The organism is Ensifer sp. YR511 (genome assembly GCF_900103045.1).
In the GTDB taxonomy this organism is placed as follows: domain Bacteria; phylum Pseudomonadota; class Alphaproteobacteria; order Rhizobiales; family Rhizobiaceae; genus Ensifer; species Ensifer adhaerens.
This window is the reverse complement of record NZ_FNGR01000011.1, coordinates 188,215-214,273: the sequence shown is the minus strand read 5'-3', so window position 1 is coordinate 214,273 and position 26,059 is coordinate 188,215. Positions and strand designations below refer to the sequence as shown.

The window sequence follows — 26,059 nt, the reverse complement described above, 5'->3', positions numbered from 1 at the left end:
CGCTTCTTCGAAACAAGACCGGCCGGACCATCTTGATCATAAGCCTGCAGCAGTCTGTGGATCTGACTTCGACTGAGGTTGAGCAGTTCGGCAGCCTGGACAACGCTCAGGCGCTCGTCACGGATCTTCTGGATGACTTCGAGGCGATGCAACTCTTTCTGCGACATGGTGATCAAACAGGACATGACGACTCCGACCGCTCATGGTCTCGACCAGGCTGAAGGTCGTCATCCTTGCTCCCAACGTTGGCTTTGACCAGTGCGTCGAGAGGCGAGACTGTCGCATCTCTAACTGGCCCAACTGTCGCATTACTAAATAGCCACTACAGATTTAAGTCGCATAACATACATTATGGAACTAACTTGCAAACACCCATTCGGGCCGCTTTAGCGGTTCCGTGCGGTGTCATCGAGGTCGATCCCGGCAAGACGCTGGTCTACACGTTTGCTGATTTCGAGCTGCACTGGACAATCCAGCCGGACGGTGACTGCTGCATTCGTCGGCTGGAGCATCGGGGCTTCGACCTTGAAAACCCGCAACACCGCTTCGCCGACGAAAACATGCCGACTGTTGGCGCACACTCGTCTTGCCGCGCTTGGCAACTCGAGGCCGCTCACATGACACCTTCGGCTTCTTGATCCGAGGCGCGGCAAACTAAACCTGCTGCGATCAAACTCCGAAGGCCCGGCGCCGATCACGTTGATCGTATTCTGGAAGACTGGCTATCGACCAGGCGGGCGCAAATCGGGCTCCCGCTACTCAGCGCCGGATAGCTCTCGCCGATTTTTAAGGGTGGACAGGAAGTTCTGCCGGAACATCTTCCCCTGACCTTCCGGCCATCATCCATGCCGGTTCCCACTGCCATCAAACATGTGGAGCGCTTCGGTGCTCGCCCCGACCTTCACCTCGTCACCGATCTCGTTGCGCGCGCGCCCGGAAACGCGAAAAACCAACTCGTCGCCGTTTTGGAGGCGACCGTGTATGAGGCTTTCGGCTCCGACCAACTCGATGCCGTCGATGCGCACCGTCGCTTCGAAGGCTCGCGCTGGAGCATCGGCTGACATCGGCGAAATATCTTCCGGACGGACGCCCAGCGTGTAATCGCCAGTCGGCCTGGTCACATCTGCGGCAAGCGACCAGCCCGCCGACATGTCCTTGCCGTGCAGCAGGTTCATCGAGGGCGAGCCGATAAAGGTGGCGACGAAGGTGGTCGCGGGCTTCTCGTAAAGCTCCAGTGGCGTGCCGACCTGCTCTATGCGGCCGGCGCTGACGACGACAAGCCGGTCGGCAAGCGTCATCGCTTCCATCTGATCATGCGTGACATAGACGCTCGTCGTTGCGAGCGAGCGCTGCAACCGCTTGATTTCGATGCGCATCTGCCCGCGCAGCTTGGCATCGAGGTTCGAGAGCGGTTCGTCGAACAGAAACGCGGCGGGTTGGCGAACGATTGCCCGCCCCATGGCAACGCGCTGGCGCTGGCCGCCCGAAAGCTGCCGTGGTTTGCGGTCGAGATAGGGCTCGATTTCAAGCGTCCTTGCGGCCGTGGCAATGCGCTGGTCGATCTCGGCCGGCGGTGTCTTCCGGTTCTTGAGCCCATAGGCAAGGTTCTGGCGCACCGTCATGTGCGGATAGAGCGCGTAGTTCTGGAAGACCATCGCGATGTCGCGCTCTACCGGCTCGACGTCGTTGACCCGACGCCCGCCAATCAGGATATCTCCGCCGCTGATGTTCTCGAGCCCGGCGATCATGCGCAACAGCGTGGACTTGCCGCAGCCGGACGGCCCGACAAGAACGACAAACTCTCCGTCCTTGATCTCGAGCGAAACGCCCTTGATCGCTTCCACCGTGCCATAGGTCTTGCGGACGTCATTCAGGGTAATTTCAGCCATTACTTTTCTGTCTCCACAAGACCTTTGACAAACCAGCGCTGCATCAGCACGACCACGACGATCGGCGGGATGATTGCAAGGATCGCCGTCACCATCACATAGTTCCAAGGCGTCGAGGCGTCGGTAAAATCGATCATCCGCCGGAGCCCGATGATGATTGTGTTCATCTTCGCGTCATTGGTGACGAGCAGCGGCCAGAGATACTGGGTCCATCCATAGATGAAGAGGATAACGAAGAGCGCCGCGATGTTCGTTGCCGAGAGCGGCAGCAGGATATCCTTCATGAAGCGAAACGGACCGGCATTGTCGATGCGCGCGGCCTCCACCAGCTCCCCTGGTATCGTCAGGAAGAACTGGCGAAAGAGGAACGTCGCCGTTGCCGACGCCATCAGCGGCAGCGTCAGCCCCGCATAGGTGTCGATCAAGCCGAGATCGACGATCACCTTGTAGGTCGGCAGGATGCGCACCTCGACCGGCAGCATCAGGGTGATGAAGATCATCCAGAAGAACAGCATTTTCAGCGGAAAGCGGAAGAAGACGATCGCAAAGGCCGACAGGAAGGAGATGACGATCTTGCCGACAGCGATCGCGATCGCCACGACCGTCGAATTGAACAACAGCCGCTCGAGGCTGACGCCGACGACACGCTCGACGCCGCCGCCGATCGCCTCCCGATAGTTCTCGACAAGGTGATCTCCGACCACCAGCGACATGGGCGGCCGCACGATTTCGATCGAACTGTGGCTTGAGGCGACGAAGGTATAGTAGATCGGCAGCGCTACGATGATGATCCCGATGACGAGTATCAGGTGGCTTATCGCAGTTGATATGGGACGGTTCTCGATCATCTGCGCCTCACGAATAGTGGACCCGCTTCTCGACGAAGCGGAACTGGAACGCCGTCAGCGCAATGACGATGATCATCAGGATCACCGACTGGGCTGCCGAACTGCCGAGGTCGAGATTGACGAAGCCGTCGTTATAGACCTTGTAAACGAGCGTCTCCGTGGCCTTGGCGGGGCCTCCGCCTGTGACCGCGTGAATGATGCCGAAGGTGTCGAAGAAGGCGTAGACGGTGTTGACGACGAGCAGGAAGAACGTCGTCGGCGCAAGCAACGGGAAGACGATGGTCCAGAACCGTTTAGTGCCGCGGGCACCATCGATGGCTGCCGCTTCGATCAGCGACTTCGGGATCGCCTGCAGGCCGGCGACGAAGAAGAGGAAGTTGTAGCTGATCTGCTTCCAGGCTGCCGCCACGATCACCAGAAACATCGCCTGATTGCCGTTGAGCAGCGGATCCCAAGCGAAGCCATTGCGGCGCAGAATGTAAGAGAAGGTGCCCATTGCCGGGTTGAACATGAACAGCCACAGCATGCCGGCAACAGCCGGGGCAACCGCATAGGGCCAGATTAGCAGCGTGCGATAGACGTTGCGCCCGCGCACCACCCGGTCGGCCGCCGTGGCGAGCAGCAGCGCGAGCGCCATCGACAACAGCGCGGTCGCAAGGCTGAAGGCCACGGTGACCTTTAGCGAATGCAGATAGTCCGGGTTGGCAAGGATTGCCCGGAAGTTGGCGAGACCGACGAAGCCGGATTTAAGGCCGAACGGATCCTCGCGAAGCACCGACTGGTAGAGCGCCTGGCTGGCGGGCCAAAAAAAGAAGATGACCGTCAAGACGATCTGAGGTGCCAGCAGAAGATACGGCAGCACCTTGTTTGGAAACACGACGGACTGCATGGACTCCCCTCCCCATCAAAGACCGGTCCGCACCGCCTTTCGGCGATGCGGACATTTCGTTTTGGGGGTCAGTTTCCGACTGCAGTCTTGATCGCTGCGTTTGCTTTCACGACACCTTCGCTGAGCGCGGTCTTGGCATCCTTCTGGCCGGCAAGCATCGCTTCGAACTCTTCGTTGAGGATGTCGCGAACCTGCGGAAGGTTGACCAGGCGGACGCCCTTGGAGTTTTCGGTCGGCGCCTTGCCCATCATCTGCTTGATCGGCGTCTCGCGGCCCGGGTTCTTTTCATAGAAGCCGGACTTCTTGGTTTCCTCATAGGCTGCAAGCGTGACCGGCAGGTAGCCCGAAACCTGGTGAAGCTGGGCCTGGGTTTCCGTTTTCGAGAGGAAATGGAAGAACTCGGCCACGCCCTTGTATTCGCCATCGCTCTTGCCGGCGAAGACCCAGAGGCTTGCGCCACCCGGGATGGTGTTCTGCGGGCCATGGCCCTCATAGTAGGGAAGCTCGCCGACACCGTAGTTGATGCCCGACTTGACGATGTCGCCGAGGCCACCGGAGGATTCCGTCAGGATAGCGCACTCGCCCGACATGAACAGCTGCTTGGCTTCCGAGGTGCGACCGCCGTAACGGAAGGTGCCGTCCTTGGCGAGGTCGGCGATCGACTGGAAGTGGTCGACGAAGAGCGGCGCGTCGATCTTCAGTTCCACTTCGAGCCCGGCAAGCCCGTTTTCGTTTGTGCCGTAGGGCACATTGTTCCAGGCCGAGAAGTTTTCGGTCTGGATCCAGGTCAGCCAGGTCGAGGTGAAGCCGCAATTTGCCGCGCCGCTCGCCTTGATCTTCTTTGCCGCTTCGAAGACCTCGGGCCAGGTGGCCGGCGGCTTGGCCGTATCGATACCAGCCTTCGTAAAGGCGTCCTTGTTGAAATAGAGAATCGGGGACGACGAGTTGAAGGGGAAGGACAACATGGTCCCGTCAGCCTTGGAATAGTAGGCGACGATGCCCGGCAGATACTGGTCCTTATTAAACTCGTAGCCGCCCTTCTTAAGCACCTCCGCCACGGGGACCACGGCACCTTCCGCGCCCAGCATCACGCCACTGCCGGCGTCGAACACCTGCAGGATGGCGGGAGCCTGCTTGGAGCGGAACGCGGCGATACCCGCGTTCAGGGTCTCGCCATAGGTGCCCTTGAACACGGGGACAATCTTGTAATCCGACTGGCTTTCATTGAATTCCTTGGCAAGCCTTTCAACGGTTTCGTTGTTGGCGCCCGTCATCGCGTGCCACCAGGCAAGCTCCGTTGCCGCGAAGGCGTTCGAGGCGGCGAAGATCGAGATTGCAGATGTGGCCGCAAGCGTCCATTTCAAAACTCTCATGGCGGTTCCTCCCAATATTGAGACGACAAGTCTCGGTGCTCAGTCGCGTTGATCCTCCTCAATCAGTCGCGCCTGACTTTCGCAGCGAAAGTGCGCTGATTAAAAACGAACGATAACGAACCTGCAAGAGAAAATAGAATGCAGAATTCGCAAATTTCCGCCTTCGGAATATTCGTTCTGTTTCATATATGAACGCTGGAGGCACAATTGTCCCGGGCGAGATACAAATCGCCAACCACCCACAGCCTGCGCGACCGACTTGCGGCCGATGGACTTGCCCGCCTCCTCGCCTTGATGCCTGTCGCCCTCCTGCTCTGCTAGGGGCGGCCGCCGGGGTTCTGACACTGCAGCCTATCGACGCGCCTTGGGACGTGTCGCGAGCACGTTGCGGATCGCAAAGCTCGAATGGATCCGGGAGACCCCCGGTAAAGCCGAGAGAATCTCCTTGTGGATGCGTTCGAACTCGCCGGCATTGGCGACTTCGACGCGCAGGAGATAGTCCGATCCACCGGTCATCAAAAAACACTCCCGCAACTCGGGATGTCTTCGTACAGCCGCCTCGAACCGGTCGAGATAGTCCTCCGTCTGGCGGTCCAGCGTGATGTTGATGATAACGGCAATGCTGGCCTCGACGTTCGAGGTGTCCACCAGGGCGGTATAGCCGCGGATGACGCCGGACTGTTCCATCAATTTTATCCGCCTTAGACAAGCGGATGGCGAGAGCCCGACCTCGGTCGCGAGGCTGGCATTGCTCCGGCGCGCGTCCAGGCGCAGCAGCCGAAGGATATTGCGGTCTATGGTGTCGAGCGCGGGCATTGCAGATTATTCCAATTCGTCGCTGTTTCATTCAAGGATCACGAATCCACGCAACGATCAATCGACAATTCGTCGACAATTCTGCGATCGTTTCACTACCCTCCGGACAAGTTGGGAGGCTCGGCCATGGACGGCGCAGTCAGGGAAAATACGCAGCAGAAAGCGATCAAGGGCGGCGCCTCAGGCTACCTCACGATCGATCTTGTGGCGCTGGTTCGCAATTACGACCGGCTTGTGTCTGAAATTGCGCCGGCGCGAGCCGCAGCAGTCGTCAAGGCGGATGCCTATGGGCTTGGCGCGGACCGGGTCGCGGCGCGCCTCTATGACCACGGTTGCCGGCACTTCTTCGTGGCCCAGTTCGTGGAAGCTCGGCGCCTGCGACCTCAGCTTGCCCGCGATGCGATGATCTTCGTTCTGAATGGCCTGCAGCCGAGCAATGAGCTCGCCTGCGCCGACGATGGCATCGTTCCAGTCATCAATTCCCTCGAACAATTGCGACAATGGGCCGGTGCGGCTGTAAACCTCAACCGTCGCCTTCCCGCGGCGCTGCAGTTCGACACAGGCATGTCGCGGCTCGGTGTCCCGCCGCAGGAACGACCGGCGATCGCATCGATGCTGCGGACCTGCGGCATGATCGACATCCAGTTTGTCATGAGCCACCTGGCCTCTGCCGACGATGTCTTGAGCGAGCAGAACGGCAACCAGCTTACCGAACTCCGACGCATCGCCACGGAGTTTCCGGAATACGAACTGTGCTTCGCCAACTCGGGCGGCATTTTCCTCGGCGAAGCCTATCACGGCGTGCTCGTTCGGCCAGGGATTGCACTCTATGGTGGTGCTCCGACGGATGGTCATCCAAACCCGATGGAGCCGGTCATCAAGCTCGATGTTGCGGTGGTACAGACGCGTGAAGTGCCGACCGGAGCGCGCGTCGGTTATGGCGGCAGCCATGTCGCCGCAAGCCCGACCCGGCTTGCCACCATTGCTGCCGGCTATGCCGACGGCCTGCCGCGCAGCCTGAGCGATCGGGGTGCGGTCTATTGCGACGGTGTTCGCTTGCCGATCGTCGGCCGGGTGTCGATGGACAGCATCACCATCGACATCTCCGCCTTGCCGGAGGGGCGCCTGCAACTCGGCAGCCTGGTGGAGGTCCTCGGGCCCAACCAGACACTCGAAGACATCGCACGCGATGCCGGCACCATCTCCTACGAAATCCTGACCGGTCTCGGGCATCGCTACGAACGGCAGTATCGCTGAGCTTCCTTTCCTTTTGAGGACATCATGAAAGTTATCGTTCTCGGCGCCGGCATCGTCGGCGTCACCTCGGCCTACCAGCTTGCCAAGAGCGGACATGAGGTCACCGTCATCGATCGCCAGCCCGGACCGGCGCTGGAGACGAGCTTTGCCAATGCCGGCGAGGTTTCCTTCGGCTACTGCTCGCCCTGGGCAGCACCCGGGATTCCGATGAAGGCGATGAAATGGCTGTTCATGGAGCACGCGCCGCTCATCCTTCGACCGAAGGTCGATGCCGCCATGATCTCCTGGATGATCAAGATGCTCTCGAACTGCACGTCCGGGCGCTACGCGATCAACAAGAGCCGCATGCTCAGGCTTGCCGACTACAGCCGCATCTCGCTCGCCGCGCTGCGCGCCGAAACCGGCATCGCCTATGACGAGCGCATGCAGGGAACGCTGCAGCTCTTCCGCACCCAAGCCCAGCTCGACGCCTCCGGCAAAGACGTCAAGGCGCTCGCCGCCGACGGTATTCCCTACGAAGTTCTGGACCGCGACGGCTGCATTCGCGTCGAGCCGGCGCTAAAACATGTGCGCGAAAAGATCGTCGGCGGCCTGCTGACGCCGAAGGACGAGACCGGCGACTGCTTCAAGTTCAGCAACGAACTTGCGAAAAAGGCGGAAGCGCTCGGCGTGCGCTTCAACTACGGCAGCATCATCCGCAGCCTCGACGTGGAAGGCGGTCGGATCAAGGGCGTCGTCACGGCGCATGGCACGCTCAAGGCCGACGCCGTCGTCGTGGCGCTCGGCAGCTTCTCCCCTCTCCTCGTCAGGCCGCATGACATCCGTCTGCCGGTCTATCCGGTCAAGGGCTACTCATTGACGATCCCGATCACCGACGCTTCGCGCGCGCCGGAATCGACCGTTATGGACGAAACCTTCAAGATCGCCATCACCAGGCTCGGCGATCGCATCCGCGTCGGCGGCATGGCGGAAATCTCGGGTTATACCAACGATCTCGGCGAGCCTCGCCGCCTGACGCTCCAGCACTCCGTCACCGATCTCTTCCCGGGTGGCGACGTGTCGAAGGCAAGCTTCTGGTCGGGGCTTCGCCCAATGACGCCGGATGGCACGCCTGTGATCGGCCCGACGAAGGTCGCCGGCCTCTATCTCAACACCGGTCACGGTACGCTCGGCTGGACGATGAGTTCCGGTTCGGCCCGCGTCATCGCTGATCTCGTCAGCGGACGCCAGCCGGAAATCGACGCCACCGATCTCGCGATCGCCCGCTACGCATAAGCGTGTTGCAATCAACCACCAATCTCGGAGACGGATCATGATCCAGGAAATCCACACCACCGACGCGCCGGGTGCCGTCGGTCCTTTCTCACAGGCAATCAAGGTCGGCAACCTCCTGTTCGTTTCCGGTCAGCTTCCGATCGATCCGGCCACCGGAGAGTTCAACTCGGACGACGCGATCGCGCAGGCCGAGCAGTGCCTCAAGAACCTTGGGGCTATTGCGACCGCAGCGGGTACGACCCTTTCCAACACCGTCAAGACCACGGTTCTGCTCACCGACCTCGGACAGTTCGCGGAGATCAACAAGGTTTATGCGGGCTTCTTCGCCAAGCCGTTCCCGGCACGCGCCTGCTACGAGGTCAGCGCTCTGCCGAAGGGCGCGAAGGTGGAGATCGAGGCGGTCATCGCTATCCCGTAAAGTTTGCTGGCGCCGACGCTCTTTCGGGAAAGGCGGGCGAAGCCGGCCGGCGGTCGACAGCCTCGCCGGCCAGGTTTCCGCGTCCGACAAAGTTCTGATTCGTCATTTGGAAGACGAGGAAGACCTGATCATCCCGCTCATCTATCACCCAGCCCGGTTCCGCGCTTGCCTAGGGCTGTCGCTTGGCCTTGCCTCCTCCCCTCGCCTACGCAAACAATGAGTTGACCGTTTTAAGCGCCGAGGCGACACTTGTGATGTGCATCAAGGCAGGAGGTAAATGATGGCTGAGGCGGACCACTGGCGTCATATGGCAAGCGCGCCGAAAAACGGGAGCCGGATCCTCGTTACGATCCGCCCGTCCGAACAGGGCGCCGCGGAAGTCGATCTCGCCTATTGGTCGAAGGGTGATCAGTTCGGGTCCGAAGGGTGGCGCGCCTCCGATTCCTCGCCCGGTCGCATCATCGAGTATCCCGAGCCTGAGCTGAAGTGTTGGATGCCGATGCCCATGGCCAATCTCGACCGCGCCGCGATGCCCCTGCCCTGGGAAGGCGAGGACGAACAGGAACTGGACGGCTCCGGGATCTAGTAGCCCACGCGCCGGCTCGTCAGGTAGCCCTTCGCTGTCCGTTGGCTTAGGCTGTCGCGTTGTCGAACTTTCTTCGCCACGGCGACACAATCGGCAGGTCGAGCCGATGTTCTTCATATCGCAGGGCACGGCCGCGGTGGTGCTCACCGCGGCCGCGCATAATCCACCTATCGCATCATCGCCGCGACATTGCCGCCGTCGACGGTGATGACCGCGCCTGTGCTCGCGCGTGCCTTGGCGAGGTGCACGAAGGCTTCGGCCACATCCTTGGCTGCGACTTCGCGATGAACGAGATTGCCGCGCATGTAGGCTTCCGGTGTGATGCCGCGGGCGCGGCTGCGCTCCTCGACCATTTGGTCGGTCATGAGACCGGTGCGGATGCGATCGGCGTTGACGGCGTTCGAAGTGATGCCGTCCGCGCCATGCTCGACGGCGTATTGCCGCATCAGCGCCATCAGCGCCGCCTTCGAGGTGCCGTAGGGACCGAAGTCGGGGCCGGGATTGACCGCCTGCTTGGAGACGTTGAACACCAGCGCGCCGCCGGTGCGTTGCGCCTTCATGATCCTGGTCGCAGTCCGGGCAATGTAGTGATGCCCCCAGAAATTGAGCGCGAAGGCTTTCTCGAAGAGTTCGTCGGAGACCTCGATCATGGCGCCCTGGAAGGCAGCGCCGGCGTTCGAAATGACGATGTCGACACCGCCGAAATGTTCGGTAACGCCGGCGAGAGCGGCTTCAACGGCCTTGGGGTTGGTCACGTCGCAGGCGACGCCAAGGCCGCCAAGCCGGGCGGCCTCCTTCGTGACCGCCGCTTCGGCAAGATCGACGAGGGCGATTTCGGCGCCTTCCGCACGCAGCGCCTCGGCAATCGCAAGGCCAAGGCCGCCGGCGCCACCGGTCACCACCGCGACCTGTCGGCTGAGCGGCTTTTCCACCTGCTTCGCCAGTTTCACCTGCTCAAGCGACCAGTATTCGATGTCGAAGAGATCCTGTTCCGACAGCGCCTCGAAGCTCTCGATGCCCTCGGCGTTGCGGATGACGTTGATCGTGGCTTCCGCGACATCGGCGCCGACGCGTGCCGCCTTCTTGCTGGGACCTGCTGCGAAGAGGCCGACGCCGGCGACGTAGAAGACGCGGGGCATCGGGTCGAGCATCTTCTTGTTGCCGCCAACACGCGCGTTGTTGCGCTCGAAGTAGGCGCGGTATTCGGCGATGTAATCCGCCACCGCCGTGCGCACCGTCTCTGCCCAGGTGGCCATTTCTCCGGTAACCGGCGCCGGCAGGGCCAGTCCGAAGCGCTTGATGTGGATGACATGTTCCGGCGTCGCATTGCCGCGGCGCGCGAGATCGGCAGCGTTTTCTGCGTTGCAGAACTCGAGCACGGTCTCGCTCGCGCGGTGTTCGAGCACGAAGCGCTTCGGAGAGCCTTCGACACCGGTGTCGATGGCGACGGCGCCCCGCAGGATCGGGGCGATTTCGGCGGCCGACGCAATCGCTGCCGGTTGCTTTGCCTGAACGAACGGGCGCGGATTGCCTTTGGCGATGCGGCGCTCGGCCATGTCGATCGCCACGATCATCTTTTCATAGGCTTCGCGCGGATCCTCCGACCAGGTGAAGATGCCGTGCTTCAAGAGGATCATGCCGTCGGCGGTCGGATCGGCGCGGAAGGCCTCGTCGCAGGCTTTTGCGAGATCGAAGCCGGGCATGACATAGGGAACGATGATCGCCTTGGGGAAGAGTTCGCGAACGATATCTTCCCCGTGCGGCTGGTTGGTCAGCGATACGATCGCGTTGGCATGGGTGTGGTCGATGTGCTTGAACGGCAGGTTGGCGTGCAGGATCGCTTCGACAGAAGGATTGGGCGCCGCTGGATCGAGCAGCAACCGGCGCTGCAGCATGACCATGTCGTCGTCGCTAAGCGTCTGGAAACCGACCATCGCCTGCAGGGGCTGCAGGCGGACGGCCGGCAGTCCTGCCGGTTCGATCGTGCCCATGTCCCAGCCGCTTCCCTTGACGCAAAGAACCGGAATTTCCGAACCGTCGAGATCGGTAAAGGTGGTCTTCACCGACGTGTTTCCGCCGCCGTGCAGCACCAGTTCCGGATCCGATCCGAGCAGGCGCGTGGTGTAGGTGCGGATCGCCAGGTCGCGGTTGACGCCGTTGCGGACGTAGGCGTCGACGACACTGGCATATTCGGTTTCAGACCATCTCGATTTCATGCAAAGGCTCCTCAGCTTCCGGCAGACATCACCTGCGACGGCTCCGGACAAAAATGACATGGCGGGACCATGCCCACCGAGCCGCGGGAGGCTGACGGGAAAGGCCGCTTGGGAAATTTGGGATCGGCGTCTGGCGCGGGCCGCGTCGAAGAGGCGCGAGTCCGATCCTGTCTGCCGCGGTCTCGCCTGCCCATGCAGCCACATTCGCGGCCGCTCAAGCGCGATTCCGTTCTCGATCGTCCGTCACAACGGAACATAAACAAATGACAACATAGTGTGTCAAATGTCAATTGAGCGTTCGAATTTGTTTGACGGCAGGCGCTTTTCCGGTTTGGGTGGCGCAAACGGTATCAAGCGGAGTGACGGATGACGGAGAGCGCGCGGGCAAGTTGGATGATCGGCGAAGGCAAGTCGTTGCCGCCCGAGTTCGATGACGGGGTCGTTTGGGCCGCCTGGCTCTACTACGTCGATCAACTGACCCAGAGCGACATCGCCAAGATCCTCGGCATGTCGCGCGCGACCATCGTCAACTACCTCCAGGAGGCCCGCGAGCGCGGCCTAGTCACCATCCGCGTCAACACCGATGTCGGCGGACGCGTCGCGGTGGCTCGCAAGCTCAAGGAGAAGTTCGGGCTCGAAGGAGCGCTGGTCATTCCCGCGGGAGAGCCTGCGTCGCTGGTGACGCGGCTCGGTGAGGCGGGCGCCCGCCTGCTTGCCGACATGATCAAGCAAGGCGACACGATCGGTGTTGCCTGGGGACGGACCGTGCTTGCAGTCGCCGACCAGATATCGCTGACCGAAGCACTCGATGGGCTGACTGTCGTCCAGGTCTCGGGTAGTTCCATCGCCAATCCCGAATTCTCGCCGGAGTTCTGTACCTCGCTGATGTCCCAGCGCATTCACGCGCGCTGCGTCAACCTTTTGGCGCCGGCGCTGCTGTCGACGCCGGAACTCAAACGCTGGCTTCTCTCCGAACCGGTGCTCGTCAAGCAGTTCGAGCTTATCCATTCGACCAACATCCTGGTCTTCGGCGTCGGCGATATCGGTCCTGACACGCTGATCCGGTCGGCCAATGTCGCAAGCCAGGAGGACTTCGACTCCTACCAGGCGCACGGCGCAGTCGCGGTGCTGATCTGCCGGTTCATCGACGAGGCGGGCCGACAGGTGAGCGGCGAACTCGACGATCGCATGGTGGGCATCGAGCTCGACGAACTCGTGCGCATCCCGAGCCGCGTCTGTGTCGCCGGCGGCGCGAACAAGGTAACGGCAATCCGCGCGACGATGAATGGCGGCTACGCCACTCACCTTGTCACCGACATCGAAACCGCCGAGATGCTGCTGGCCGAAGGGGCCTGAGGCGCTCCGTCAGGAGCGCCCTGCCAGCCGGTCAGCTTGCCTTGACGCGCGCCGTGCGCATGAATGCCTGCGTCCCCTCGAAGGAGGTGATGCCGGCATCAGAACCGAGACCGGTCGCCACCAGCGCGGCCGAGGCCTGCGCGAACTTCAGTGATGTCTCCGTGTCCATCTTGTGGTGCAGGCCGGCGATGAAACCGGCATTGAAGGCGTCGCCACAGCCGGTCGTATCGACGACGTCGATCTCGAAGGCCGGCAGTTTCACGGTCTTTCGGTCCGGATCCATGAAATAGACGCCGTCGCCGCCGAGTGTGAAAACGCAATGCTTCACACCGAGATCGCAGAAGAAGAGCGCTGCATCCTCGGCGGTTTTCCGCCCGGAAATCAGCATGGCCTCCTCCACCGACGGCATGAAGTAGTCGATATAGGGGAAGAGCGGGCGGATGAGGGAAAGCGTGTTCTCACTGGCGCCGAGCAGATCGAAGGTGACGATCCGGCCCTTGGCCTTGGCCGCTTCGAGAAGCACGCGGCTCGGCTCACCGTCGAGGCGGTCGAGCAGGCCCGTGCCGCCAAGGTGGACAATCGGCGCCGCCGTCACGCGATCGAGCGCTTCGGCTGCGATTTCGAAATGACCGGACGCGCCGCGGACGTGAAGAGCAGGCCTTTCGCCGTTGCGGCGGATGTTGAGGATCGTGGCAGACGTCGGAACGCCGGGGATCCGCTGCATCTCGGCCGTGTCGACGCCGAAGCGCTGCAAGGTCGAAAGCACGAAATCGGCCTTCTCGTCGTCACCGACGGCGCCAACCGCGAGGCAGTTGAGACCGAGCTTTGCAAGGTCGACGACGGTGCCTCCGGCGGTACCGGCAACCGTCAAGCGGATCTCGTCGATAAACTCGACATTGCCGCCCTCGGGAATGCGATCGACCGGGCGACCGAGGATGTCGAGAATGTAAAGTCCGATGACCGAAACATCGTGCGCCATGCACTCAAACCTTTCTCAAGGAAACAGGGTTGTCGAATGACGCCGGCCCTGACCGCGCTTGGCGGCCCCGGGGCCAGCCGTCAGGATTGTCTGCCGCGGATCGAGAAGATCGCGCCGGCGAGAATGATAAAAATACCGACGATGACGAGCTGCCAGGTGCTCGGAATGCCGACGAGAATGAGGACGTTACTGACGAGCGTGATCAGCACGACGCCCAGAAGCGTGCCGATGACGCTGCCGGAGCCGCCGGTGATACGCGCGCCGCCGAGGACCACCGCGGCGATGATTTCGAGTTCGGCGCCGGCGAGATCGAACGGGTTCGCCAGGCGGTTGCTGGAGACGTGAATGATCCCGGCGATGCCGGCGAGAAGTCCCGCATAGGCAAAGACAAAGATACGGACCGTGCGCAGGTTGTAGCCGAGCCGCTCGGCCACACCGGCGTTTCCGCCGACGGCGTAGACTGCACGGCCGATGAGGGTGCGCTCAAGGATCCACCAGGTGACGAGCGAAGCAATGGCGAGGATGAGCACGAAGGCCGGCAGCGTCGAAGTCGAACCGTTGGCGCTGTGATGGGTGAAGAGCGCAAGCTTTCCGAACGCGTCCATTGCCGCCGGAATGTTCATGAACAGCGCCGTGCCGACAAAGGTGAGCAAGAAGCTGCGGATGACATATTGCGTGCCGATCGTCACGATCAGAGACGGCGCCTTGAGCGCGTGAACCAGAACGCCGTTGAGCGCGCCGAAACAGGCGCCGCCGATTGCGCCGAGCGCGAGGATCGCGACGATCGGCATGTCGGGCACGACATTCACGACCAGCATGGTGACGGCGTACATGACGAAGGCGGCAATCGCCGTGAACGAGACGTCGATGCCACCGGAGGCAAGGACGACGAGCACGCCGAGCGCGAAGAGGCCGCGGACGACGGACGCACGCAGGATGTCGAAAAGGTTCGACACCTGCCAGAAGTCCGTGTTGATTGCACCGACGACGAGCGAAACCGCGACGATCAGGATCAGCGTGAAGGCCGGTGGGTGGCGCATAAGCCACGTCCAGATGCCGGCAACGGCGCCCGCGCTTTCAGACCGGGGTGCTGCCGGGGAGAAGGTGGTTTCGCTCATTGAAGCCTCGCAATGGTATCGTCGGTCAGCGCGCGGGAGAGAACGTCTTCCGCCAGCCCCTCGGCGGCAAAGGTTTTGACGACTCGACCCTTGCGCATAACCATGATGCGGTCGCAGTTCTGCAGCAGTTCGGGCAGGTCGTCGCTGATGATGATGACGCCCATGCCGTCGCCGGCGAGCCGCTGGATGATCCGATAGATCGTGTCCTTGGAGCCGACGTCGACGCCGACGGTCGGGCCGTGCAGGATGAGCAGTTTTGGTTCGATCGTCAGCCAGCGCCCGATGAGCACGCGCTGCTGGTTGCCGCCGGACAACGACTGCACCGGCTTGTCGACGCCGGCCGAGACGACCTGAAGGTCGTCGACCGTGCGCTCGGCGAGCGCTCGGCTGCGGCGCCCGTCGACGATGCCGAAGGCATTGCGCAGCCGGTCGAGGACCGGAACCACGATATTGTCCTTGATCGATTGCGAAAGGAACAATCCCTCCGAGAGCCGGTCCTCGGGAACGTAGCCAATCCCGGAAGCGATCGCATCGGCGGGTTTGCCAAGGCGGATCTCGTTGCCTTCGAGAAATACACCGCCGCCGTCGGCCGGCGAAACGCCGGCGAGCGCAAGCGCCAGTTCGTTGCGCCCGGAATCGAGCAGGCCGGTAATGCCGATGATCTCGCCCTTGTGCAGCGACAAGGACACGTCTGCAAAAAATCCGGTTCGTGAGAGCTTTTCGACATTGAGCAGCTTCTCGCCGAGCGTGACGGCGGAGCGCTGGCGCGTATCGTCCAGCACCTTGCCCGTCATCCAGAAGGCAAGATCGGCCTTGGAATGGGTTTCGACGTCGCATTCGGCGACTTTCTGGCCATCGCGCATGATGATCGCCCGACCGCCGAGCGATTTGCATTCGTCGAGCTTGTGGGTGACGAACAGGACGGCGACGCCCTTGGCGCGCAATCGGTCGACGACGCCGAGGAGATTGTCGACCTCGTGTTTGGTCAGCGCCGTGGTCGGCTCGTCCATGATGACGAGGCGGGCATCGGAGGCGATTGCACGGGCGATCGCGATCAGCTGCCGGGTCGCCATCGGCAACTCGTCCGTCCGCGTCGAAAGAAAGGCCCTGCTCGCCGGCAGGCCCACCGCCGCAAGGGCGCGTTCGGCCGTCGCCCGCATCTTCGCTCTGTCGAGCCGCCGTGCGAGCTTGCCCGAGGAGGACACCAACTGCTGCGTCAGGCCGATATTCTCGGCGACGGAGAGATTGGGAAGCAGCGAGAAATCCTGGTAGACGGTTTCGATGCCTTTAGCGAGAGCTGCGACCGGCGTCAGCCCGGCGACGGTCTCGCCGTCGATCAGGAGCTGGCCGGCGTCAGCGCCTTGAGCGCCGGAGATGATCTTGATGAGCGTGCTCTTTCCGCAGCCGTTCTCACCCATCAGGTGATAAATGTTGCCGGCCTCGATCGAAAGGCTCACGCCCTTGAGCGCGCGCACGCCACCAAAGTGCTTCTCGATGTTGCGCACCTCCAGAAACGGGGTCGCGGGCTTGAGATGCGGTTCACCGCCAATGGGCTGGGGCTGCATGGCTTTGTCCTGATGGTGCATGGAGAGGCGTTCGAGGGGCATGCCGCCGCGCCGACCTACGGCGCGACGGCTTTGATCGGTTGAGCCGATCAGAACGGGTACTTGCCGTAGTTGGACTTGTCGACGTCGACCCAGGCCTCGCCGACGACGATGATGCCGTCACCAGCACCCTTCTTGACCGACACCTTCTCGTAGCCGGGCACGCCGAGATTCATGCCGTCCTTGATCTCTTCGCCCTTGATGACCATGTCGGCGACCTTGTTCATGACGTAGCCGGCATCCTTCGGATCCCAGAAGCTGATGCCGTCCACGGCGCCGGATTCGAGATAGGAACCGGTATCCTTCGGCAGGCCGATGCCGAACACGCAGGTCTTGTCCTGCAGGCCGGCCTCTTCGACGGCGCGGCCGATACCGATGACGTCGATGGCCGAACCGCCCTGGAAGCCCTTGATGTCAGGATATTTGCGCAGGATCTCGCGGGCCTTCTCATAGGCGCGGTTGGCGTCGTTGAAGGATTCGTTCTTCTCCGAGACCAGCTCCATTTCTGGGTACTTCTTGGCGTTTTCGGCGCCGCCGTCAGCCCACTGGACATGCGTCAGGCTGCCGAGCGAACCGACGAAGGACGTCCACTTTCCTGATTTGCCCATGCACTCGGCGATCTTCTCGTTGAAGCGGGCGCCGAACGCCTTGTTCTCGAAGGCTTCGATATCGACGAGCGTGTTCTTCATGCTGTCGGCCTCGTGGGTGATCACCTTGATGCCGCGCTGGGCGGCGCGCTTCAGCACGCCTTCGAGCGACGACGCATCCATCGGCACGACGGCGATAGCGCTGACCTTCTTGGCGACAAGATCCTCGATCAGGCGGGCCTGCTGGGCGGCGTCGGCCTTGCCCGGACCGATCTGGCTCGTGGCAACCGTGTCGTTGTCGTTGCCATAGGCGGTAACGCCCTCGGCCATGCGCGTGAACCAGTTCTCGCCGGTGACCTTGACGACGGTCACGATGCTGGGCTTCTCCTCGGCCGTGGCCGCCGCGGCACCCCAGATGGTGCTGAGTGCCACGGTGCAGGCGGCAATTTTACGAAAATCAGGCATAGTTCCTCCCATTGCGCCTTCGAAAGGAAAGAGCGGTGGCGCGCGAAGGCTCGCGCCCGGCCCGGACGGAAACGGGGTTAGCTGCGGACGGCCCTGAACCAGGCTCTGAAGTCGAAGCCGGAGGTGGTGATGAACACGAGCAGAAGAACGCCCCAGGCGAGGTCTCGGAAGAAGTTCGAGATGTTCATGAAGTTGAACAGGCTGGAGAGCATCTGCAGCGACGTCGCCGAAAGCACGACGCAGATGACTCGCCCATAGCCGCCCTCGGGGCGAACGCCGGCCATGACGGCGATCAGGATAGCGATGAGGACATAGGAGGTGCCGTAGTCCCACTTCACGCTCGAGGTGCGCGCGGCAATGACGATGCCGGCAACCGACGCCAATAGCCCACAAACCGTATAGGTCAGGAACAGGATGCGCTTTTCCGGGATGCCCGCGTAGCGCGCCGCCTTGGCATTGTTGCCGAGCAGAAGCAGACGTTGGCCGAAGGGCGTGAAACGCAGGATGGCGCCGATCGCGAGCGCGACGACCAGGAACAGAGCGAAGCATTGGGGCACGCTCAGGATCGTGGCATTACCGAAATCGTCGAGCGGCTCGACATAGCCGATGCTGAGCGCCGAACCATTGGTGAGAACGATCGCCAGGCCGGTAAAGAGCAATTGCGTGCCGAGCGTGGCGATGATCGGCGTCAATCCAACCTTCGCGATCAGGAAACCGTTCAGCATGCCGCCGACAAGGCCGACGCCAAGCGCTAAGCCGATCAGGCTCCAGGTGAAGAGAAGCGGAGCCTCGTCGGCGGGAATCACGTCGCGCAGAAAGAAGTAGGCGGCAACGCCCGAGAGATTGGCAAGCGCGATGCCGGAAAGGTCGATGCCGCCGTTGCCGGACATCATGGCCAGCATGACGCCAAGAGCGAGGAAGCCCAGTTCGGGAACCTGCGAGGCCATGGACTGGAAGTTATAGAGCTCGACGAAACTGGCGCCGACGAGCACCGCACCGGCCACAATGGCAGCAACGTTCACGGTGGCGAGAAAGCCGAGCTGCCGATCCATCTGAAAAGCCACGATGTCCCCTCCCATGCTGGCATCTGTGCAGACGGAAATGCTTCCCGGTTCTTCGGCTCCAGGCTCCTGTCTCCCCTGAAAACCAACCGACAACCCGCGTCCTCTGTACATTTCTGACATTTGCCAGTCATCGGTGTGTTTTGTCAACAGCGTTCTTCTAGCTGTCCTGTAACCGAAGTGGAGGGTGAGCGGAAATGCCGGGTTGCTATCCTTCTCCTCCGTGGAACGTCCTGCTTGGCGAGACTGCCAAAGCGTCCTCAACCCAAGCGTGACACCCGCCGGATTTGGAACGGCCAGGGCTGCAAACGGCAAGAATTGGGTGACAACGGGAGGCGAACGGTGGAGTTTGGCTCGGGCGCGTTACGCTTCGGCCTTCTGTTGAGCGAGCCATTCCCGAATGATGGTGGCGAGGCGTTGCGGCGCTTCCATCGGGACCATGTGGCCAGTGTCGGCGACGACCTCGAAGCTTGAGCCGACGAGCCCATTGTGAAGCTCCAGCGTTTCGGCGCGCGACCTCAACCGATCCTCTTCGCCGGCAATGACCAGGCTTGGGCACTGGATCGACGCCAGAGCGTCCCGTTCGTCCCTCCGCTCGATGAGAGATTGTCGGCGAAAGGCGTCGCCTCCCATTCGATGGCCTGCCGCCTGGATGCGATCGAGGATATCGGTCCGCCCCGCATTGTCGGGGTGCAGGGACGAGAGGATAGCCGATCGGCTGAGCCCCTTGAATGCCGTGCCAGCGGCCTGCCCGGCGACGACAGCCTTTCGCTGGCGCTCGACGTCGCTGTCGCCGCGCGCGGACGTGGCAATGAGGATCAGTGCGGTCACCCGGTCGGGCGCCTGCCGGACGATTTCCCGGGCGACGTAGCCTCCCATGGAGAAACCGGTGAGTATGAAGCGATCCGGGGCATCCATCAGCGTGCGACGGGCCATGGCTTCGATCGAGCCGTCTTGCGACAGGTCGGCATAGGTCGCGGGACCGTACTCGCCGAGTGCGGGAACCACATCGCGCCAGAGATCGGCGTCGAGCATGAAGCCCGGAACAAAGAGCATTGCCACAGTCGCCACCTCCCCGCACACCTGCTCGTAGATTGACCCTATCGGAAGAAATGGCGGCGGTCGTCAAGCGAGATGCCGCCTTCGGGCGGAAAGCCTCTTGCGCCCTGGCAGTCATGCGGCGCGAACCGTGCAGTGCGCCTGCCCCTTAGTCGACTTCCAAAGATCGGCTCAGCGCCGATTTCCAGCCGGCGATGAAATCCGCCGAGATGCGCGCCTGCGGTACCATCGTGTCGAAGCCGTGATAGGCGCCGGGAACCACGGACATTTCGACCGGCACGCCGGCCACGACGAGACGGGATGCGAAATGTATCGATTCCTGTGCGAACAGGTCGAGTGTGCCAACGCCGATCCAGGTGGGTGGTAGGCCGGCAAGATCGACGGCGCGTGCCGGAGCCGCCTCCGCCGGTGGTTCCGCCATCAGCGGCTTGCGACCGAGCAGGGAAGTCCAGCCAAAAGCATTCGACTGCGCGTTCCAGATGAAGGTTCCGACGTGAGCCGGTGGCAAGCGCAACACAGTGCGGTCGTCGAGCATTGGATAACGCAACAACTGGAAGCGGATCGGCCACTCGCCGCGGTCACGTACCCTCAGCGAGACGGCAGCGGCAAGCCCGGCGCCGGCACTCTCGCCCATCACGGCGATCCGCTTCCTATCAACGCCAAGTTCGACCGCAGCCTGATGCAACCAGCCGAGCGCCGCGTATGCGTCGTCGAGCCCAGCCGGGAACGGATGCTCGGGTGCAAGGCGGTAGTCGACCGAAACGATAAGCGCGCCCAGTTCCGCGGACAATTGCTGCAGTTCGGGAACGGCGACTTCGGGCTTGCCAACGACCAGTCCACCACCGTGAAGATGCAGGATTGCCGGCTTGTTCGGGCGCTCCGGCGCCGGATCCAGAACGACGACCCGCAGCTTCGGATTTCCCTCGCCGCCCGCGATGAAGCGTTCCTGTGGCTGGACGGCCAGCGGCGATAGCGCCGGCGGGAATTGGGCGTTGCGGATCATCTGGAGATTGTCCATGCCGAGGTCGAGAGGCGGAATGTTCCCGAGGATCGGCAATCTCGAGGATTCGTCCCTGATCGCCCGCAAGATCAGACGCACCGAAGCGTCTATCTTTGCAGCACCGGCGCTGATCGCGGCGCACGGCATGTCATTGCTGCCTTCCGACCTAACAACCTATCCGTTGATCGGCGGGCAGATCGCACCGGGCGAAAGCCAGACCTGGACACTTCACCATGCGGCGCAAGACCCGGTGAAGGTTGAGTTCAAGCCGCGCATGTGTGCCAACAGCGTCCGCGCCATCTCGGAGGCTATCGAGGCCGGGATCGGCATCGGCCGCCTGCCAGCCGTAATCGGCCGCAGGATGGTCGCCGAGGGAACCGAGCCGCGGCATGCTGCCCGGTGTCCGCCTGCTGATCGACGCGCTGAGCCGCGAGGCTGGCGCGTTCTTGTAAGTGATTTCGAAGTCAAACGGTGGTGCCGCCGCAATCACGCCAAGGGCCCGTACCCGAGAGAACAAAATTCGCCTGTCATAACTGACATGGTCGCGATGAGCGTGCCACCGAACAGCATTCCGACTGGTTAGTCAGATTTACCAGTATGGATCGAAATCGGCGTCTTATCGTTCCAATCTTCCCCGCCTACCTTTTGCGTCGACACTGCAACGCAAGACGGAGGAGGAACTGGACAGGGCCCGCTGACTTTCGGCGCTCCGAATGACAGCGCCTCCCCCAAATTCAGCAGACGCGGATAGGACGCGCGCTTGTCGCGCCCTCCCCGGCATCGAATAGCCGGAGGAACGGCGACGTTCGCGATCGTCGGATGTCCCAACAGACAATCTATCGAGGAGAGAAACGTGCTTGATCGCATTCAATCGCAATTCGCAGCCGCAGGTACGGCGGTTTTCCTGGGCCTTTCGCCGGAGGTCGCCTTCGCCCAATCCCTGGAGGAGCGTCGCGAACGCGGCGCCGCCGTCATCCGGACCCTCAACAATGGCGTGACGCAGCCCAACCTGGAACGGATGCGGCAGGAGTTTCCGTTCCTTGCCGATGCGACCGAGGCCTATGCCCTTGGCGACGTCTGGGCTCGCCCGGGTCTCGACAACAGGACGCGGCAACTGGCGGCGGTCGCCGCCTTCGCTGCGATGGGCCTGACGGAGCTGATGAATGTCCATGCCGGATACGCGCTCAACATCGGTGTTTCCGAGGATGAGCTCAAGGAAATCATCTACATGGTAACCGTTCCGGCCGGATTTCCCCGCGCCATTGCTGCCTCGCAATCCTTGTCGCAGCTCTTTGCCGAACGGGCCGAAGCGGGCAAGGACAAGTCTGCGGGAGAGCAGCCATGAACAATCTCCCCAAGCTTGCCGCCGCCACCCTTGTTGCCGGTCTGGCATCTGCCGACGCGCCGATCTCCCGTCAAGCCGTCGCGGAGGACGTCATGAGCAGCGAGGCTCAAAGCAAGCAAGCAGATCATCCCTATGTCGGCATGTGGGTGACCGAGGACGGGCGGATCCGCCAGGAACTGTTGCCGAACGGCCGTTATGACGAGGCGCGCGGAAACCGAAAGAGCGCCTATCAGGGGCGCTACGAAGTGACCGGCAACCAGATCGACTACTGGGATGACACCGGCTTTACGGCCGATGGCGAGTTCATCGATGACGTGCTGCACCATGGCGGCATGGTGTTTTACCGCGAAAGGTGATTGCGGAAGGGGAGCACGTGAAGACCGTCGTTACCGGGATCGCCCCGGTCCTTTGGTGCCAATGATGGTTGCCGCGTGTCTCCCGCCCCGCCTCTGCGGCCGCATGTCCATTGCGCCGTTTCTCGCGCGGGAGGTGGGGAAGAAGTGAAGGCTCTGCCGGGCTCTTGCGATCGCGGCAAGCCTTCTGGAGGCGATCACAGGCGCGGTAGAACTCGCGGTGACATTCTTTGATGCCTTGAAGGTTGTCGATCGGCGGGCCAAGATTGCATCATCACTCTGCCCAATCACACCGACACTGGTAAGTTGAGCCGTCCAATGGCCGTCGATCTTAATGCCATCTCCGTCTTCATGGCCGTCGCCGAGGCGCGGAGTTTTCGCGCGGCTGCCGAGCATCTGGGCGTTACCCGATCGGCCGTAAGCCAGTCTCTGCGGCGGCTGGAAGATCGGCTCGGCGTTGCACTCGTGCAGCGGACGACACGCAGCGTCAGCCTTACGGAGGCTGGCGCGCAACTTTACTTGCGCGTTGCCCCAGCCCTCGCGGAGGTCGGCCTGGCCCTGGACGCCACAGCCGACCGGGACATGGCCCCAACCGGGCTGTTGCGGCTGGCGGTGTCCTCGATCGCCGAAAGGTTTATATCAGGGGCGCTGCTCGCAAGCTTTGCCGAGGCCTACCCCACGATCCAGATCGATGTGACCGTCACGGACGAGGAGTTCGACATCGTGGCCCAAGGCTATGATGCCGGGGTGCGGCTCGGCGAAGTCATCGAGCAGGACATGATCGCAGTCCCGGTATCGGCCGAGCAACGCCAGACCGCTGTCGCGGCGCCATCCTATATCGAACGCTTCGGCAAGCCTTTGCAGCCATCGGACCTCGCGCTGCACCGCTGCATCGGTTGGCGTCCGGCGCCTCAAACTGCACCTTATCGCTGGGAGTTCGGCAAGGATGGGCGCGAGTTCGACGTGGCGGTGAACCCGCAGATCACCACCAACGACATGTCGCTGATGATCCGGACCGCCTGCGCCGGAGGCGGCATAACCTTCGGCATGGAGGAAACCTTCAGACCCTATGTTTCCGCGGGACAACTGGTGCCGCTTCTCGAGGACTATTTCCCGCCGTTCGCGGGCTTTTATCTCTACTTTCCCAATCGGCGGAACCTTGCGCCGAAGCTGCGCGCCCTCATCGAGCATGTGCGGTGGCGGCCCAACGCCGGATAGAGCGATCCGAAGCAGCTAAGCGACGATCTCGCGTACGAAGTCAAGAAAGGCGCAGAGTTTTGCAGGCATCAGGTCCGAGCGGCGATAATAGGCATGGAGCGGAAAGGTTTCTTCTGACCAGTCCGGCAGGATCTGGATCAAACCGCCGTCCGACAATTCGTTCCTGACATAGAGCTCGAGCAATTGCGCGATCCCCGCGCCGCTGCGGCAGGCGGCAATCAGCGAGCCCGTGTCATTGACCATGACCCGGCCGGTCGCCGCGAACGGTACGGCTTCGCCACGGCTCTGAAACTCCCAGGCGAAGGGGCGCCCGGTCGCCGGGTCGCGGATGAGGACGCATTGGTGCCCGTGCAAAAGATCGCCTGGCACTTGCGGCCTGCCATATTTCTTTAGGTATTGCGCCGACGCACAGGTGAACACACGCGTTTCCAGCAGCAGTTCCGTATGCATAGAATAGGCGCCAGGCTCGCCGAAGCGTACGGCAACGTCCGTCCCCTCGCCGACAAAATCGCCGATCGAGTCACGCACGAAGATCTCGACCGACAGTTCCGGATAGCGTTCGAGAAAGTCATTGATCCTCGGGGCGAGCACGAAGTGCCCGAAGGTCCCATCGACATTGATCCGCAGCTTGCCACGCACGTGCGTTTTGGTGCCGCCGGCCATGATCGCGGCCTCCTCGATTGCCGAAAGAAGTGGCGCGACGAGTTCATAAAAGCGCCGCCCCTCGTCCGTCAGCGAGATTGCCCGGGCGCTTCGATTGAAAATACGTATGCCGACGCGCTCCTCCAATCGGGCCACTGCGCGGCTGACCGCAGGCTGAGTCAACCCCATTGCTTCACCGGCCCGGGCAAAGCTGCCGGCCTCGACGACTGCTAAAAGCACTCCGATCCCGCTGAGCAAGCGCGCATCAAACGTCATGACAACTCATACTTTCAGTAATTTATCTCCTGCGAATTATGCATTTTTCTTCTCTCATGCCAGGCGTATCCTCCTCGCGATCAATAGACGGAACACCTGAAAGGCTTGGCACATGAGCAACAGCAACAAGGTTGCGCTGGTTACCGGAGCGTCGCGGGGCATTGGGGCGGAAATCGCCAGCGCCCTCGCCCGTGACGGCTTCAAGATTGTCGTGAACTGTGCGGGACGCACTGAGGCGGCCAAGGCGGTCGCGGACGAAATCATCGGCGGCGGTGGCGACGCACGCGTCATTCAAGCGGATGTCAGCGACGCCGGCGCGGTTGCCGCGATGTTCGACACGGCCACGCAAGCCTTCGGCGGGGTGGACGTCGTCGTAAACAGCGCCGGCATCATGAAGCTTGCACCGATTGCCGACGTCACCGACGACGTCGTCGACGACACCATCGCGATAAACCTGAAGGGCACGTTCAACGTCTGCCGCGAGGCGGCGAAACGACTGCGCAACGACGGCCGGATCATCAACGTCTCGTCGAGCGTGATTGGAATGCGCCTGCCGACCTATGGCATCTACATTGCCACCAAGGCGGCGGTCGAAGGACTGACCCAGGTGCTGGCCCAAGAGATGCGTGGCCGCGGAATTCGCGTGAACGCGATCGCCCCCGGGCCTGTCGCGACGGAGCTTTTCCTGAGCGGAAAGAGCCCTGAACTGCTGGACCGCATGGCAAAGATGAACCCCCTCGAACGGCTCGCTGAACCCGAGGATATCGCCCGTGTCGTCTCGTTCCTCGCCGGACCGGAAGGCGCGTGGATCAATGGCCAGGTCATCCGGGCAAACGGCGGCATGTGCTGAGCCGCACGCATCTCCTCACAACGAATGCTCATTCATGGAAGGAACTTCCCGCGACACAGGCTACCACGCATGCGAATGCCATGGTTCTGCCGGATCTGGGAGCAGCACCGGACTTTATCTGATCTTCAACCTCACCGCGGCCTTTGTCGCATTACTTGATGCTGAGGATCACAACGGGTGAAGTCGTGAGCTGGTTCGGCTGGGAAAAGCTCTTCAACGGCGACATGCCCCGTGACATCGAGCTTTTCCAGAGTCGGGGCCTCGATCCGGCCGCTCGCCTATCTGACTATCGCCTTGGAGCTTTTCGGCGGTATCGCAATTGCGCTCGGGCTTCTGACGCGCGCCCTCGCCTTCATGCTCTTCATCCAGATGATCGTCATTCTGGTTGTGGTGATGATCCCGCGCGGCACGGGCTTTCAGCTTTCGACGGTATGGATCGGCGTCTTTGCCTATCTCAGCGCCCATGGGATCGGACGCTGGGCGCTGGACCGGCCGATTGACCGGCAGGTCTGAGCGTTCCACCGCAGATCATGTGAGGCCAGGGTCTGCCTTGACCACGAGCGCCTGAATGGGCCGGTC

27 protein-coding genes are annotated in these 26,059 nt (G+C 62.1%); 12 read left to right on the top strand and 15 right to left on the bottom strand.

The annotated features are described in order from the left end of the window. Positions 1–185, bottom strand: a 185-nt coding sequence (locus tag BLU15_RS20085) for a helix-turn-helix domain-containing protein (RefSeq protein WP_143034233.1), incomplete at its 3' end; no start/stop codon positions are given. Between the two features lie 177 nt (positions 186–362). Between BLU15_RS20085 and BLU15_RS38990 the strand changes: the two genes are divergently transcribed. Further along, a complete protein-coding gene (locus BLU15_RS38990) occupies positions 363–638 on the top strand; it encodes an SRPBCC family protein (protein WP_143034232.1) in 276 nt (91 codons plus the stop codon). Between the two features lie 201 nt (positions 639–839). On the opposite strand, the gene BLU15_RS20075 is transcribed toward BLU15_RS38990, so the two are convergent. From BLU15_RS20075 to BLU15_RS20055, 5 genes are all read right to left on the bottom strand, one after another. Beyond that, the gene (locus tag BLU15_RS20075) at positions 840–1,889 is read right to left on the bottom strand and encodes a sn-glycerol-3-phosphate import ATP-binding protein UgpC (protein ID WP_090297398.1); all 1,050 of its coding nucleotides are present in this window, start codon (positions 1,887–1,889) and stop codon (positions 840–842) included. Beyond that, a complete protein-coding gene (ugpE, locus tag BLU15_RS20070) occupies positions 1,889–2,737 on the bottom strand; it encodes a sn-glycerol-3-phosphate ABC transporter permease UgpE (RefSeq protein WP_034790368.1) in 849 nt (282 codons plus the stop codon). Before ugpE ends, BLU15_RS20075 begins: the two co-directional genes overlap by 1 nt. A 7-nt stretch (positions 2,738–2,744) precedes the next feature. Beyond that, positions 2,745–3,626: a sn-glycerol-3-phosphate ABC transporter permease UgpA gene (gene ugpA, locus BLU15_RS20065; protein WP_034790369.1), complete on the bottom strand. Its 882-nt coding sequence runs from the start codon at positions 3,624–3,626 to the stop codon at positions 2,745–2,747. A 68-nt stretch (positions 3,627–3,694) separates the two neighbouring features. After that, positions 3,695–4,999 (bottom strand): sn-glycerol-3-phosphate ABC transporter substrate-binding protein UgpB, encoded by a 1,305-nt coding sequence (gene ugpB, locus BLU15_RS20060; RefSeq protein ID WP_034790370.1) that lies wholly within the window; start codon positions 4,997–4,999, stop codon positions 3,695–3,697. A 351-nt stretch (positions 5,000–5,350) separates the two neighbouring features. Further along, positions 5,351–5,815 (bottom strand): Lrp/AsnC family transcriptional regulator, encoded by a 465-nt coding sequence (locus BLU15_RS20055; protein WP_034790372.1) that lies wholly within the window; start codon positions 5,813–5,815, stop codon positions 5,351–5,353. Positions 5,816–5,941: 126 nt separating this feature from the next. Here BLU15_RS20055 and alr point away from each other — a divergent pair, with 126 nt between their 5' ends. The 4 genes from alr to BLU15_RS20035 all read left to right on the top strand — a co-directional run bounded on the left by alr (position 5,942) and on the right by BLU15_RS20035 (position 9,351). Beyond that, positions 5,942–7,072, top strand: coding sequence for an alanine racemase (gene alr / locus BLU15_RS20050; protein ID WP_090297397.1), 1,131 nt, complete (start codon positions 5,942–5,944; stop codon positions 7,070–7,072). A gap of 24 nt (positions 7,073–7,096) precedes the next feature. Next, entirely contained in the window at positions 7,097–8,347 is a 1,251-nt protein-coding gene (locus BLU15_RS20045) for a D-amino acid dehydrogenase (RefSeq protein WP_034790377.1), read from the top strand. Positions 8,348–8,384: 37 nt separating this feature from the next. After that, entirely contained in the window at positions 8,385–8,765 is a 381-nt protein-coding gene (locus BLU15_RS20040; RefSeq protein ID WP_060610740.1) for a RidA family protein, read from the top strand. A gap of 280 nt (positions 8,766–9,045) precedes the next feature. Next, complete coding sequence (locus tag BLU15_RS20035) at positions 9,046–9,351, top strand: hypothetical protein (protein WP_060610737.1); 306 nt, start codon at positions 9,046–9,048, stop codon at positions 9,349–9,351. 167 nt (positions 9,352–9,518) lie between these two features. On the opposite strand, the gene BLU15_RS20030 is transcribed toward BLU15_RS20035, so the two are convergent. After that, complete coding sequence (locus tag BLU15_RS20030; protein WP_090297394.1) at positions 9,519–11,567, bottom strand: bifunctional aldolase/short-chain dehydrogenase; 2,049 nt, start codon at positions 11,565–11,567, stop codon at positions 9,519–9,521. Between the two features lie 366 nt (positions 11,568–11,933). Between BLU15_RS20030 and BLU15_RS20025 the strand changes: the two genes are divergently transcribed. Continuing rightward, positions 11,934–12,923: a sugar-binding transcriptional regulator gene (locus BLU15_RS20025; protein ID WP_244546778.1), complete on the top strand. Its 990-nt coding sequence runs from the start codon at positions 11,934–11,936 to the stop codon at positions 12,921–12,923. A 31-nt stretch (positions 12,924–12,954) separates the two neighbouring features. On the opposite strand, the gene BLU15_RS20020 is transcribed toward BLU15_RS20025, so the two are convergent. The 7 genes from BLU15_RS20020 to BLU15_RS19990 form a co-directional block, all read right to left on the bottom strand. Beyond that, a complete protein-coding gene (locus tag BLU15_RS20020; protein ID WP_090297388.1) occupies positions 12,955–13,902 on the bottom strand; it encodes a carbohydrate kinase family protein in 948 nt (315 codons plus the stop codon). Between the two features lie 80 nt (positions 13,903–13,982). Further along, on the bottom strand, positions 13,983–14,942 hold the full coding sequence (locus BLU15_RS20015; RefSeq protein WP_371589963.1) for an ABC transporter permease: 960 nt from the start codon (positions 14,940–14,942) through the stop codon (positions 13,983–13,985). A 74-nt stretch (positions 14,943–15,016) separates the two neighbouring features. Further along, positions 15,017–16,585, bottom strand: a complete 1,569-nt coding sequence (locus BLU15_RS20010) for a sugar ABC transporter ATP-binding protein (protein WP_090297422.1) — start codon at positions 16,583–16,585, stop codon at positions 15,017–15,019. 89 nt (positions 16,586–16,674) lie between these two features. Further along, the gene (locus BLU15_RS20005) at positions 16,675–17,676 is read right to left on the bottom strand and encodes a substrate-binding domain-containing protein (RefSeq protein ID WP_090297383.1); all 1,002 of its coding nucleotides are present in this window, start codon (positions 17,674–17,676) and stop codon (positions 16,675–16,677) included. A gap of 77 nt (positions 17,677–17,753) precedes the next feature. Beyond that, entirely contained in the window at positions 17,754–18,728 is a 975-nt protein-coding gene (locus BLU15_RS20000; protein WP_090297381.1) for an ABC transporter permease, read from the bottom strand. Between the two features lie 372 nt (positions 18,729–19,100). Next, positions 19,101–19,793 carry an alpha/beta fold hydrolase gene (locus tag BLU15_RS19995; protein ID WP_244546781.1) on the bottom strand — a complete coding sequence of 231 codons (693 nt, stop codon included), beginning with the start codon at positions 19,791–19,793 and terminating at the stop codon, positions 19,101–19,103. A 151-nt stretch (positions 19,794–19,944) separates the two neighbouring features. Continuing rightward, positions 19,945–20,853 carry an alpha/beta hydrolase gene (locus tag BLU15_RS19990; RefSeq protein WP_176960314.1) on the bottom strand — a complete coding sequence of 303 codons (909 nt, stop codon included), beginning with the start codon at positions 20,851–20,853 and terminating at the stop codon, positions 19,945–19,947. Here BLU15_RS19990 and BLU15_RS19985 point away from each other — a divergent pair. The 4 genes from BLU15_RS19985 to BLU15_RS19970 all read left to right on the top strand — a co-directional run bounded on the left by BLU15_RS19985 (position 20,834) and on the right by BLU15_RS19970 (position 23,712). After that, entirely contained in the window at positions 20,834–21,379 is a 546-nt protein-coding gene (locus BLU15_RS19985) for a LysR substrate-binding domain-containing protein (protein ID WP_176960313.1), read from the top strand. The two genes, BLU15_RS19990 and BLU15_RS19985, sit on opposite strands and share 20 nt — an antisense overlap. A gap of 270 nt (positions 21,380–21,649) precedes the next feature. Beyond that, on the top strand, positions 21,650–22,141 hold the full coding sequence (locus BLU15_RS19980) for a carboxymuconolactone decarboxylase family protein (RefSeq protein WP_090297369.1): 492 nt from the start codon (positions 21,650–21,652) through the stop codon (positions 22,139–22,141). Then, on the top strand, positions 22,138–22,497 hold the full coding sequence (locus tag BLU15_RS19975) for an Atu4866 domain-containing protein (RefSeq protein WP_060529075.1): 360 nt from the start codon (positions 22,138–22,140) through the stop codon (positions 22,495–22,497). The genes BLU15_RS19980 and BLU15_RS19975 overlap by 4 nt, the downstream gene beginning before the upstream one ends. A gap of 315 nt (positions 22,498–22,812) precedes the next feature. Continuing rightward, entirely contained in the window at positions 22,813–23,712 is a 900-nt protein-coding gene (locus tag BLU15_RS19970; RefSeq protein ID WP_060610709.1) for a LysR family transcriptional regulator, read from the top strand. 15 nt (positions 23,713–23,727) lie between these two features. Here the strand turns inward: BLU15_RS19970 and BLU15_RS19965 are convergent, their stop codons facing one another. Next, positions 23,728–24,630, bottom strand: a complete 903-nt coding sequence (locus tag BLU15_RS19965; RefSeq protein ID WP_090297367.1) for a LysR family transcriptional regulator — start codon at positions 24,628–24,630, stop codon at positions 23,728–23,730. A 112-nt stretch (positions 24,631–24,742) separates the two neighbouring features. On the opposite strand from BLU15_RS19965, the gene BLU15_RS19960 reads away from it, so the two are divergent. Together BLU15_RS19960 and BLU15_RS19955 are read left to right on the top strand one after the other, a co-directional pair. Continuing rightward, on the top strand, positions 24,743–25,480 hold the full coding sequence (locus tag BLU15_RS19960; protein WP_090297365.1) for an SDR family oxidoreductase: 738 nt from the start codon (positions 24,743–24,745) through the stop codon (positions 25,478–25,480). Between the two features lie 231 nt (positions 25,481–25,711). Then, on the top strand, positions 25,712–25,993 hold the full coding sequence (locus BLU15_RS19955) for a DoxX family protein (protein ID WP_060610703.1): 282 nt from the start codon (positions 25,712–25,714) through the stop codon (positions 25,991–25,993). Positions 25,994–26,059 lie beyond the last annotated feature (66 nt).